Genomic DNA, 11,652 nt, shown 5'->3' on the forward strand with positions numbered 1-11,652 from the left:
ACTCCCGCCTCAGGCCATCAGAATACGCCTGGAGCTGTCGTCTGCCTGGCCAGACTGCCCCCGTCAGTACGCTCCGGAGTTGTCCAAGTCGATGTAGTGCGCGATGCGAGGATCCTCGAGGTCGGCGCCGTAGGTCTCGGCGAAGCGGCGGGCCGCGGGCGGTCCGCCGTACTGCGGGTTGAGCTCGCCGGACAGGCTCTTGTACATAAGGGCGACGTCGACGTACCGATCGCCGGTGCCGAGGCGGCTGAGATCGAGCATGCCGGTGAAGCGGAGCGTCTCCGGGTCGATGAAGACGTTCGGCGCGCAGAAGTCGCCGTGCGTCACCACCTCTGCCACTCCCGGGAACGGCGAGGCGAAGGGGCAGCCGACCTTCAGCGAGTGAAGTTCCCGCAGCCCGTCGGCCATCGCGGCGAGAACAGCCGGGCGGTCGCGCGCAGCCCACGGCTGCGACGCGTCACGACCGGGGAGCTCGGTGCTGAGCACCCAGTTGTTGCCCCGATCAACCACTCGCGGACAGGGGAACCCGGTCCTACCGAGCCAGACCAGCCGATCAGCCGCGTCGTCAACACCCTGCCCACCCTTGTAGTAAAGGGTTTCCCCGTCCCTACGCAGCCGAACGACAGTCGCACCGGACATGCCGAGATGGACCGGCTCAGCGCTCGAGGCGCCGAACCGATCCACCAGGTTGTCGAGATCCACTCAGCGAAGGTTACGGTGCAACGCCGACATCAGCTCCCCATTATCGGTGTCGCCGTCGAGGGACCAGACCATTGCGCCACCCAGGTCCCGCTTCGAGATGTACTGCGCCTTGCGCTTCATCTCGGTCGGATCGTCCCAGGTCCAGAAGGTGGTTCCGTCGAACAGCCAGGCGAATCCGGCCTTGTTGTCACGGTGCACGGTGAAGTTGGCCAGCTTCGGCTTGAGCCGCCGGTAGTCCTCGTTGCCCGCCTCGTACGTCGCGGGCGCGGGGCCGGTGGCCGGCTGGAAGAGCCCGTTGTTCTGGTTCGTCACTCCCGTCCAGCCGCGACTGTAGAACGGCACGCCCATCACCAGCTTGTTCCGCGGCGCGCCGCGGGACAGGTACGCGTCGATCGTCACCTGCGAGCTGAACTCCTCGGTCGACGGGTCACCCTTCGGCCCGTCGATCGCGGACTGCTGGTTCGTGATCGGATCCCAGGAGCCGTGGTAGTCGTACCCCTGAGTGGTGCCGAAGGTCAGGTCGCGGAACAGCTTCTTGACCTCGAACCCGTTGTCGACCTGCTCCGGCGCGGCCGGGAGGAACGCCGTCAGGTTGTACCGCCCGCTGAACGGCCAGGACGCCCGGTCGAGCTGCTTGCGGTACTCATGCACCAGCGCGGTGAAGTTCTGCTTGTCCTCGGGCCGGATGATGTTGCCGGGATTGCCTTCACTGGCAGGCCATTCCCAGTCCAGGTCGATCCCGTCGAAGACGCCCTTGGCCGCACCGGCCGGCGCCCCGGGCAGGTTGCCCTTCAGCCACATGTCGAGGCATGACTTCACATGCGCGGCCCGGCTGGCCGGAGTGAGCGCGGCATCCGAGAAGTACTTCGAACCCGTCCAGCCGCCGAGCGAGATGCTGACCCGGAGCTTCGGGAACTTCTTCTTCAACTGCTTGAGCTGGTTCAGATTGCCTGCCAAAGCCTGGCCCGGCTCGTCCGCCTTGCCGCTGACACTCTGCTCGGCGGTGAAGGGGCGCTGGTAGTCGGCCCACGGGTCGCTGCTCACGCAGTTGCCCTGCTCGTCCAGGAACCCGAACGCGTAATTGATCTGGGTGACCTTGCCGGCCGTGCCGTTCTTGACCAGATCGCTGACCAGGAAGTTCCGGTCGTAACCGCTCCACTGGGTGTAGTACCCGACGACGTGCTTCTGACTGTGCGCCTCGGCGGGCAGCGCGCTCAGTCCCAACGGGACCGCGACCGTCGCTGCGACCAGCAGCGCAAGACTCCGACGTTTCACCGACATGCTTCTCCCCAACGGGCGGTGTGAGGGACAGGGTGCGCTCACAGTAGGTCCGCCTGCCGACTTACGCAATGTCTCTAACGAAAGCAACTTCAGACGACGCCGGTGGATTTGAAGCGGCCGAGCCAGCGTTCTCGCCAGGCGACCTTGAGGCCGACGGATCGGTGGTCCGGGTCCTGGTTCGTCCGCTTCCACTCGACCTCGGCCTGGGTCGCGCGGCAGAGCACGCTCAGCCTGTCGGGCAGGTCGTCGTCGGCGATGTCCGGGATCAGCCGCACCGACACCTTGGCCGAGCAGATCCGGCCGTCCCCGGTCATTCGTGAGCGGCAGTAGTCGAGCTGGGCGTCGCTGACGATGTCGGAGCGCAGGAGTTCGAGGATCACGTCGTCGATGACCGTCAGCGACTCGTGCTTGCTGACCGGGGCGTGCCACTGCAGCCACAGCGGATGAGCCTTGTACTCCGTGTCCGCCTGCCAGGGAACCGGTCCGGTGAGGCAGACCTGGTAGTCGATCGCCCGGGGAACGGTCAACATCTCGCCTGACTGACCGCACACCGCCGCGAGCCAATTGACACCCTCCAAGGCCGACTGGACCCGCTGGTCCTCCGTCGGAGGCCGAGGATTGCTGCCCGGCGGCACTGCCACGACGAGGTTGATGAACGCCAACTCCTGGAGGGACGCCACCGTGACAGCGAGTACGCCGACGCCGCCCTTCGCCAACGCCTCCAGCACCGAGGCCGACGACCCCACCCGCGCCGGGCCGACGAACGTCACCAACATGGCCTGGCCGGGATCACCTGACGGCGCCTCCACCTCGCCGCGCTTCTCGGCGTACCGGCCGGGTGTGAACTCGACGGCCTGTTTCCACTCGCCCCGGACCCGGCCCAGCCGGCGGTCGCCCAGGTGCAACTGGAGTCCGTACTCCCGGGCGATCCGGACCGTCTCGCCGATCAGCGCCAACCGCCCGCCGCTGTTGTCGCCGTCCACCCCGACCGACAATCTGATCGCCGCTCCGCGCGCCATCTTCGGTGGTTCGCCGGACTGGTTCTCCGGCCATTTCGTCCAGTTCCGGAATGGTGCCACCGGCGACTGGAGCAAGAGGATCGGCGACCTGGTTTGGTTGGACGCCGCGCCCGACGCCAGCTCGGCCATGATCCTGGTCATCAGCAGTGAATCCGTATGGTCGAGCTGCCAGGGTTTCTCCCCCACCGACAGCAGTAATTCGTGGTCTCGCGAGGAGTCATAGAGAAAGCGTGGATTGAGCGAAGCCGTGCCCTGATAGGAGAACCCACCGGCACAAGGACGCGCGTTCAGCGAGCCCAGACCGGCCATCGTGCTGGCGGGCGATTCGGCGAATCCGGTGTGCACCCGGAATCCGGCCGACGGCAGATCGAAGACGAGGGTCTCGCGGCAGATGCCTGCCCAGTCGGACTCGGCGGGCATGGCCAGCGGCGTGGTCAGGTGCTCGCGAGTGCGGTGCACCACTTCGAAGGCGACAGCGGGACCGCCGAAACTCGCCGCCTGGGCGAGAACTGTTGCCAGCTCGGCCGGCCGTTGCCCCGCCCTAGACATGGCTGCTCCGTCCCACGGTGGAGAACTCCGCCGCCGTCCTGCGCTTGGGTCTGGGCTTTCGACGGATGTCCGCGATCAACCAGCGCGGCACCGCCTCCTTGTTCGGGACCCGGGACCGTCGCTTGTAAGCCTTGATACCGCCGTCCAGCAGTACGAAGGCAACGATCAGAGCCAGCAGGATCAGCGAGATCACCAACGGGAAGGCGAGGTCGTTGGCTCCCCGCGTGGCGACACACAGAGCCAGCCCGGTCGCGACCGAGACCGCCGCGTAGGCCACGTACCGCGAGAAGAGCCGCAGCCGGCCGAGCACCGTCTGGTGGGACGGGATGTCGAGGCGGGACAACAGCAGACCGGGAACGAGCAGGAGGATCGTCACCAAAGCATCCGCGGTGGAGATCGGCCCGGTAGGCGACACACCGCCCGGCCCAATACCTGACGCAGTGGCCGGCGTGCCTTTCGGACCGTCGACCAGTGCGTGCGCCAGATCGGACGGCCCGATCTCGAGGAACGTCGCCAGAGCCACCACCAGCGCGACGACCGCGAACAGCAGCCGGCCGACACTGGCGGCCAGCGACGGCGGATCGTCGACGAACGCCGCATAGACAGTCGCCTTGACCGGCTCCGCCGACAGCTGGCTCGGACCGAAGCTCCGTCGGCTCCAGTGCGTGTGGCCGGCGTTCTCCCGGGGGTCGTTGTCGACGTGGATGTCGAGGTGCAGCTCAGCCGTTCCGATCTGTTCCGCCCAGTTCCTCAGGATCTCCGGGGTCAGCTTCGCGCTCAGTTCCCCCAGGTCGTCGGTGGTCTCCGACAGCTCGGACAGCTGCCACAACCGTTCCAACGTCCGCCCCGGCGTGCCCAGTTCCTGACAGAGCTTCTCGGCATCCGGCAGCTGGTTCGACGGGCTGCGGAACCTGGGCAGCCGGTGCGTGAAAGTCCGGTAGCAGGCTCTGACGTACCCGTGGTACGCCGCGAGGTCGCTGTGCCGCCGGCGTCCGAGCTCGGCCGCCCGGGAGACGACGGCCTGAAGCTCGAGCTCGAGCACATCCGGAGCCGTGGCTGCCAGAACCTCGTACCGGTCGGCCAGTGCGTGCATGTCCCCGATCAGCAGCCGTACTGCGTAGCCGTCGTTGTCGCTGGTCATCAGCAGCCGCCGGACCCGCAACTCCTCCGGCACCTCGACCGTCGCGTGGTACGAGTTCACCGCACGCGGAATGACGGTCTCGTACGTCACCGTGAACTCGTGCTCCAGTGAAGCCCACGACGGCGGACGCCAGCGTCGCTTGGCGAAACGCGACCCTTGGGTGTCGCTCTCCAACGCGGGTAGCACCGGCGCGTCGTACCGCAGTACTGCGTGATCCTGCGACGCGTCCACCTCCACGACCAGCAGGTGCTCCGACGAGACCATCTCCAGCAGGCTCAGGAACGGGTTGTCCCTGGTGGCGAACAGGGTGTCGACGGCCTCGTGCGCGGTCTGCCGGATCTGCATCGAGCGAGTCACGCCGGGGTCCGGCACCGGCTGGTGGCGAGCGACCGGGGTGCTGCCGTTCTCGATCAGGTTCGTCAGGGCAGCCTCGATCAGCCAGCTCGACCGGTAGAGGGTGTGCCGGAGTCTCTGCAGTTCATGGCCGGGCCGGTGCGCGTCCGGGTTCGAGTCCAGCCAGATCATGAACGCGCGGCGCAGCCCTTGCCCGAGGGCCCGGACGGTCGCGCGATGGGTGATCGTGGTCAGCACGGCACCGGCCGAGTCCTTCACCTGAATCGGGGCGAGGTCGGTCCGGGCCGTCCGCCCGAGCGGCAGCCAGATCGACTTCGGCTTCGCAGCGGTGTCATGCGGCGAAGCCCGCAACGCCTTTCGTTGCGCATCGGTCAACCTGGCGAGGTTGATGTCGACGGCAACCGAACGAGTCATGTGGGTCGAGTCGACCAGGTGCAGCGACTCGGAAAGGCGGTCTACGTGGTCGAGCCTGAGCGCAAGCGCCAGCAGGTTCAGTCCGAGGGCCTCCCGGTACGGATCCGAAGCCGGAGGAGAACTCGGCACCGGCGTCCGCCAGATAGCCTCATGCAGAATACTTCGCTGCTGCCCATTCCGCGCCTGATCCCCCGGTGACATATCCCCGCCCCCCAGCCCCGTTGCCCGTTCACTCCCCAGGTCAGGGTAGAAGCAGAATGCCGCAGAACAAACAGCTCACCGTGTTCCGCAATTTCCGGTGGATGATCCCAAATATCGTCCCGAAAGGGTGAGTCCGAGGGACGCAGAAAGTGCGATCCTCCGTTCTGGAGCACCATCGACAGCGAGGAGCGACCACGATGGCGGTTGAAACCGATGCTGGTCGAAAGGACCGGAAATGGTGACCAGGAGAGCCGGATCCGACCGACGCACAGTGCTGCCGCTGGTGATGCGAGCAGTTGGCCTGGCTGTGCTGGCCCTGCTCTTCAGTGCCTGCGGAAACGATGGCTCGATCGACCGCCCGACGACGTCGGAGTCGCGATTGCCGAGCTCGCTACCCAGCCCGACGGCGCAGCTAAGCCCTTCCAGCCGGTCGCCGGAACGCTCGGAGCCCCCCTCGCCGACGCGGACGGCGCCGCAGCCAAGCCCCGCCACCCGGTCATCGGAAAGCGAGGAGACCGCCCCGCCGATCACGTCGGAGCCGGAACCAGGCCCCACCCGGTCATCGGAACGCCCGGAGGCCGCCTCGCCGATCACGTCCGAGCCGGAACCAAGCCCCACCCGGTCATCGGAAAGCGAGGAGACCGCCCCGCCGACCTCGGCTCCCACATCCGCCGAGTCACCGACGACCTCGCCGGCGGTTGAGCCCTCGGCGGCCGAGTCATCCGGTGCGCCTTCGTGGCTGTGGTGGCTGCTGGCGGCGGTGGTGCTCGCGGTCGTCGTGGCCGTTCCGCTCATTATCAGGGCGCGTCGTCGCGGGGCATGGCGGGCTGACCTGGCGTCGGCCGAGGACGAGATGGCATGGTTTGCCCGCGTGCTGGTCGCGGAGCTGCGCCAGATGGGTTCGCTCGCGGAGGCCGCCGGCGGCTGGAACGTCGCGGCGAGTCGGGTCACCGCGGTCGAGGACCGGCTGACCGCTCTGGAGGCTTCGGCTCCGGATGAGGCCGCCCGAACGCGGACGCGCGCCCTGCGAGACGCCGTACGATCTGCCCGGGGACACATGCAGGAGCTGCTGGAATCCGGCAGCCCGGACACGATGTCGCGGGACCTGGACGCGATTGCTGCCGAACTCGAGGCGGCCCTGGCCTCAGTGAACCCGTTGGACTGACCGCAACGAGGTGACGACGAGGGGAGCGATGCTCGCTTCCCTTGTCAGGCGGGCTCCGACACGAACAGGTCGAGGCCGAGTTGGCGGGAGAGGAAGGCTGCGGCGAGCTGCCCCTTCACACTGTTGCCGGCAGCATCGAGCCGGGGCGCGAAGGTACCCAGCCCGCCCTTGCCGGGCGACACCATGACGATTCCGCCCCCGATGCCACTCTTGCCCGGCAACCCGATGGTGTACAGCCACTCGCCGGAGGTTTCGTACAGCCCGGACGTCGCCATCACGACGAGGGCGCACCGGCAGCTCACCTGATCCACGACCTTCTCACCTGTCAACGGATTCACACCCCCGGCCGCGAGCGTCGCTGCCATCACCGCGAGGTCGCGAGCGCTGACCCGCAGGCAACTCTGCCTGGTGTACAGGTCGACCGTCGCTTCCGGGTCGGTTGCCAGCCTGCCGTAGCCGCGCAACAGGTCACCGATGGCGCGATTGACCGAGTTGGTCGCCGAGGCCGACGCGAAGATCTCCTCGTCAAGCGACAGCGCCCGGCCCGCGAAGCGCGACAAACCGTCCTGCAGGAACCGCCACTTCTCGTCCACGTCGGCTCCGGGCGCCATGCTCGCTGTCGCGATCGCGCCCGGATTCACCATCGGGTTGGTCCTGCCGTCGGGCCGGTCCTCGATCGCGGCCACGGAGTTGAACTTCTTGCCTGTCGCGTTGAGACCGACGAACCGCGCGACCTCGTCAGGACCGTGCATCGCACACATCAGCGCGAACACGAACGGTTTAGCGACGCTCATGATCGAGAACTCGACATCCGCATCGCCCGCTATTGCCGTGAGACCCCGGGTATTGGCGACACAGATACCGAACCTGTCAGGATCGACCGCCGCGAGCGACGGATACACCCGTGAGAGTTCCCCATCGGCGTCAGCCCGGAAGCGCTCATAAGCGTCGTCCACAATGAGCTGCACACGGTCGGCGGGTGGGAGATTACCGGTCGAAACGTAAGGTGCCTTCGCTGCCGGGTCCGTTGTCATGGACTGCGCTCTCCATTCGCACGCTGACTGTCAGCAAGTGTCGGCGGCCAGAGGAGCGCAGCCATCACCCTGGACGGATGATTCCGTCCAGGGTCTGCGGTTTCCGCGGCTAGTGGAAGAAGTGGCGGGTTCCCGTGAAGTACATGGTGATACCGGCCTTGGTGGCGGCTTCGATGGCCTGGTCGTCTCGGATGGAGCCGCCCGGCTGGACGACTGCCTTGACGCCGGCCTCGATGAGAACCTCGAGACCATCGGGGAACGGGAAGAAGGCGTCCGAGGCAGCCACGGACCCGGGCGCGCGATCGCCGGCCCGGGAGACTGCCAGGCGGCAGGAGTCGACGCGGTTGACCTGGCCCATGCCGACGCCGACCGAGGCGCCGTCGGAGGCGAGCAGGATCGCGTTGGACTTGACCGCGCGACAAGCCTTCCAGGCGAAGGCCAGGTCGGCCAGCACCTCGTCGGACACGGCTGGGCCGGCGGCGAGTTGCCAGGCGGACGGGTCGTCGCCGGGCGCCTGGAAGCGGTCGGTGTGCTGCATCAGAAGACCGCCGCTGATCGCGCGGGTCTCGACGGCATCGCCCTGCGACAGCGGCTGCGCCACCAGCAGGCGGATGTTCTTCTTGCCCTGCAGGATCTCGACCGCGCCGTCCTCGAACGCCGGGGCGACGAGCACCTCGGTGAAGATCTCCGCGACCTGCTTGGCCATCTCCACCGAGACAGGCGCGTTGGTGGCGATCACGCCGCCGTACGCCGAGACCGGGTCGCACTCGTGGGCGCGGCGGTGGGCTTCGGCCAATGTCTTAGAGGCCTTGCCGACGACTGCAATCCCGCACGGGTTCGCGTGCTTGATGATGGCGACGGCCGGCTCGCTGAAGTCATAGGCCGTACGCCGGGCCGCGTCCGCGTCGACGTAGTTGTTGTACGACATCTCCTTGCCGTGCAGCTGCTCCGCGGAGGCAAGACCGCCCCGGCCGTTCACGTACAACGCGGCGGGCTGGTGCGGGTTCTCGCCGTACCGGAGAACCGCCGACTTCTCCCAGGTCGCACCGGCCCACGCGGGGAACCCGGTGCCATCGCTGGTGTCGGTGAGCACGCTGCCCATCCAGGAGGCGACGGCCACGTCGTACGACGCGGTGTGCACGAACGCCTCGGCGGCGAGACGCTGCCGCTGCTCCAGGGAGAACCCGCCCTCGGACAGTGCGGCCAGGATCTCGTCGTACCGCGAAGGTGAGACCACCACCGCGACGTTCGCGTGGTTCTTCGCGGCGCCGCGCACCATCGACGGGCCGCCGATGTCGATCTGCTCGATGCACTCGTCGGTCGAGGCGCCGGACGCGACGGTCTCGGTGAACGGGTACAGGTTGCTCACCAGCAGGTCGAACGGCTCGACCCGCATCTCGGCGAGCTGCTCCACGTGCGTCGGCTGCCGGACGTCGGCGAGCAGGCCCGCGTGCACCTTCGGGTGCAGCGTCTTGACCCGCCCGTCCAGGCACTCGGGGAACCCGGTCAGCTCCTCCACTTTGGTCACCGGTACGCCGGCCGCGGCGATCCGGGCGGCGGTGGAGCCGGTCGACACCAGTTGGACCCCGGCGTCGGACAGCGCCTTCGCGAGCTCCTCCAAGCCGGTCTTGTCGTAGACGCTGATCAGCGCCCGGCGGATCGGCCTGCGGTCGGTGCTCACTTCGTTCTGACCTTTCGTCCGGTGATGGTCCAGCCGTCGCGGACCAGCCGGCCGACCCACTCCACCAACTGGCGGCGCTCGACCTCCTTGATCCGCTCCGTCAGGGTTTCTTCGGTGTCGTCGTCCTCGACCGGCACGACGACCTGGCCGATGATCGGCCCGGTGTCCACCCCGCCGTCGACGAAGAACAGGGTCGCGCCGGCCACCTTGACGCCGTACTCGAGCGCGTCGCGCGGTCCGTGGATGCCGGGGAAGGCCGGCAGCAGCGCGTTGTGGGTGTTGATGTAGCGGTCCCCGAAGCTGGTCAGGAAGTCGTCGCCGACCAGCTTGAGGAATCCGGCCGAGATGACCAGATCAGGCTTGTACTCCGCGACGGACGTGGTCAGCGCGCGATCCCAGTCGGCCCGCTCGGCGTGGTCCTTGACCTTGTGCACGAAAGTCGGCACTCCGGCGGCGTCGGCGCGGTCCAGCCCGGCGATGCCCTCGCGATCCGCGCCGACGGCGACCACCTGGGCGCCGTACGCCGGGTCGGCACAGGCGTCGAGCAGGGCTTGCAGGTTCGAGCCCGAACCGGAGATGAGCACGACGAGACGCGCAGGCCCGGAATCAGGTACAGGAGTGGGCGCAACCGGGTCTGTCACGCCGCAAACCTTATCGCCCGACTCCCGTCCGACCCGCATCCGGGCAGCGAGCGCCCGACGGGGGCTCCAGCTCAGCCACGACTCAAGCGATTGCTTGCGGCCGACGAGCGGCCACGATGCCTGCGGTGATCGCGGCCCCGATCGCCATCCCTGCCCCCAGTACTCCGGCCGCCGGCAGCGCCGCGGGAATCCCGACCTCGGCCATCCGCCCCGGCCCCGCAGAACCACCCGACAGCACCATCAGCGCGAGCAGCCCGACCGCGGCAAGCAACGCGGCGATACATCCACGCAGAGCGAAGGCATCCCACCCCAGCGCATCCGAGTCCTCCGCCGCCAACCCCCGCCGAGCCACGACCAACCCTGCGACCGCCCCAGCCACGAGCGGAACAAGAGCCGTCAGCACCAGCAGGTACGTCGGTGTCGCCCCGTCCTCCGGTACTGCGGCCAGCAGCGGCAGCGCCGGGAGGCTCCCCACGTCCACCCCGGTCGGGGCGATCGTCGTCCCCACGCCCAACTGGAACCCCGGGCCGGCGAGGAACCCCACGACGTACAGGATCACGTTCGGCAGCAGCATCAGGCAGATCGCGAACAGCACCACGGATCCGACCGCGCCGGCGTCGAGCAACTCCAGCATCGAGGTGACGCGGGAGAAGTGCACGGCCAGCACCACGGCGTACAGGAGGCTCGCGATGGCGAAGACGGTGAGCGCGGCAGCCAAGGCGGCGGGGATCGTGTCGCGGAGGCCCTGCGGCGTCGCGTCGGCGATGTCCCCGGCGGCTCCCGACTCCACCAGGATCCCGGCGGCACCGGCGATCAGCGCCAGCGAGGCCGCGCCGAGGAAGGCCGACATCGGCGAGACCTTCACCGAGCCGTCAGAGGTGAGCAGCGCGATGATCAGCGCGCCCAGCCCGTAGGTCACGGCGAACACCCCGGAGGCGATGGTCAGGTCCTTGGGCTCGTCCGCGGCGCTCATCCGAGCCGTGAACTTGCCACCGCGGTACAGGCACCAGGCGAGGAACAGCGTCAGCCCCAGCGGCGCGATGGTGAGCGACGCATCACCCAGAGTCGCGCTGGTCTTGTGCGCGACCAGCCAGACCGTGGCGCCGGCCCGGACCGCACCGGAGGCACCTCCAAAGGCCGCGGCCAGCCAGCCGACCACGGCGACGGCCGCACAGGCCAGCAGGCCGGTGAGCAGGCAGGCACCCGCGCCGATCACGGCCGAGACGAGCACCGGCTTCGTAGGGGTGCCGGCGTCGGACTGGGCGGGTCCGGGCGCCTGGTGGGGTCCGCCGTCACGGGCGCCCGGACGGCTCAGCATGTCGGTCATCTCGCTCCATCGTCGCCCGCTGCCGGGGACCTGCTCGTTCTGACACGCCGGATATGGAAGACTTCGGCCCGGCTTGCTGTCTGTGTCCTTGTGTCCTTGTGTGTCGTACCTCGCGGTGGAGCACGGCGGACCACCGGGTACCG

The 11,652-nt window shown here is 68.2% G+C and carries 10 protein-coding genes; 1 reads left to right on the plus strand and 9 read right to left on the minus strand.

Annotated features, from left to right (window positions below):
- Positions 1-63 precede the first annotated feature (63 nt).
- The 5 genes from ACFPJ1_RS20640 to ACFPJ1_RS20660 all read right to left on the minus strand — a co-directional run bounded on the left by ACFPJ1_RS20640 (position 64) and on the right by ACFPJ1_RS20660 (position 6,456).
- The gene (locus tag ACFPJ1_RS20640; RefSeq protein ID WP_380106093.1) at positions 64-702 is read right to left on the minus strand and encodes a phosphotransferase; all 639 of its coding nucleotides are present in this window, start codon (positions 700-702) and stop codon (positions 64-66) included.
- Positions 703-1,983 carry a glycoside hydrolase family 18 protein gene (locus tag ACFPJ1_RS20645; protein WP_380106094.1) on the minus strand — a complete coding sequence of 427 codons (1,281 nt, stop codon included), beginning with the start codon at positions 1,981-1,983 and terminating at the stop codon, positions 703-705.
- A gap of 89 nt (positions 1,984-2,072) precedes the next feature.
- Entirely contained in the window at positions 2,073-3,551 is a 1,479-nt protein-coding gene (locus tag ACFPJ1_RS20650) for a hypothetical protein (protein ID WP_380106095.1), read from the minus strand.
- On the minus strand, positions 3,544-5,589 hold the full coding sequence (locus ACFPJ1_RS20655) for a hypothetical protein (RefSeq protein ID WP_380106097.1): 2,046 nt from the start codon (positions 5,587-5,589) through the stop codon (positions 3,544-3,546). The genes ACFPJ1_RS20650 and ACFPJ1_RS20655 overlap by 8 nt, the downstream gene beginning before the upstream one ends.
- 147 nt (positions 5,590-5,736) lie before the next feature.
- The gene (locus ACFPJ1_RS20660; protein WP_380106098.1) at positions 5,737-6,456 is read right to left on the minus strand and encodes a hypothetical protein; all 720 of its coding nucleotides are present in this window, start codon (positions 6,454-6,456) and stop codon (positions 5,737-5,739) included.
- Positions 6,457-6,514: 58 nt separating this feature from the next.
- Between ACFPJ1_RS20660 and ACFPJ1_RS20665 the strand changes: the two genes are divergently transcribed.
- Positions 6,515-6,826 carry a hypothetical protein gene (locus ACFPJ1_RS20665; RefSeq protein ID WP_380106100.1) on the plus strand — a complete coding sequence of 104 codons (312 nt, stop codon included), beginning with the start codon at positions 6,515-6,517 and terminating at the stop codon, positions 6,824-6,826.
- A 44-nt stretch (positions 6,827-6,870) separates the two neighbouring features.
- Here ACFPJ1_RS20665 and glsA read toward each other — a convergent pair whose 3' ends face one another.
- The 4 genes from glsA to ACFPJ1_RS20685 form a co-directional block, all read right to left on the minus strand.
- Positions 6,871-7,860 carry a glutaminase A gene (gene glsA / locus ACFPJ1_RS20670; protein WP_380106102.1) on the minus strand — a complete coding sequence of 330 codons (990 nt, stop codon included), beginning with the start codon at positions 7,858-7,860 and terminating at the stop codon, positions 6,871-6,873.
- A gap of 109 nt (positions 7,861-7,969) precedes the next feature.
- On the minus strand, positions 7,970-9,541 hold the full coding sequence (gene purH / locus ACFPJ1_RS20675) for a bifunctional phosphoribosylaminoimidazolecarboxamide formyltransferase/IMP cyclohydrolase (RefSeq protein WP_380106103.1): 1,572 nt from the start codon (positions 9,539-9,541) through the stop codon (positions 7,970-7,972).
- Positions 9,538-10,182 (minus strand): phosphoribosylglycinamide formyltransferase, encoded by a 645-nt coding sequence (gene purN, locus ACFPJ1_RS20680; protein ID WP_380106105.1) that lies wholly within the window; start codon positions 10,180-10,182, stop codon positions 9,538-9,540. Before purN ends, purH begins: the two co-directional genes overlap by 4 nt.
- Positions 10,183-10,264: 82 nt before the next feature.
- Positions 10,265-11,509: a cell division protein PerM gene (locus ACFPJ1_RS20685; RefSeq protein ID WP_380106107.1), complete on the minus strand. Its 1,245-nt coding sequence runs from the start codon at positions 11,507-11,509 to the stop codon at positions 10,265-10,267.
- Between the last annotated feature and the right edge of the window lie 143 nt (positions 11,510-11,652).

This window comes from Kribbella qitaiheensis (assembly GCF_042657745.1).
Taxonomy (GTDB): Bacteria; Actinomycetota; Actinomycetes; order Propionibacteriales; family Kribbellaceae; genus Kribbella; species Kribbella qitaiheensis.

Bases quoted from the DNA above. Each gene is read 5' to 3' on its own strand.
- ACFPJ1_RS20660 (WP_380106098.1), bottom strand. From the start codon at position 6,456: ATGAGCGGAACGGCCACGACGACCGCGAGCACCACCGCCGCCAGCAGC.
- ACFPJ1_RS20665 (WP_380106100.1), top strand. From the start codon at position 6,515: ATGGCATGGTTTGCCCGCGTGCTGGTCGCGGAGCTGCGCCAGATGGGT.
- ACFPJ1_RS20650 (WP_380106095.1), bottom strand. From the start codon at position 3,551: ATGTCTAGGGCGGGGCAACGGCCGGCCGAGCTGGCAACAGTTCTCGCC.
- ACFPJ1_RS20685 (WP_380106107.1), bottom strand. From the start codon at position 11,509: ATGACCGACATGCTGAGCCGTCCGGGCGCCCGTGACGGCGGACCCCAC.
- glsA (WP_380106102.1), bottom strand. From the start codon at position 7,860: ATGACAACGGACCCGGCAGCGAAGGCACCTTACGTTTCGACCGGTAAT.
- ACFPJ1_RS20645 (WP_380106094.1), bottom strand. From the start codon at position 1,983: ATGTCGGTGAAACGTCGGAGTCTTGCGCTGCTGGTCGCAGCGACGGTC.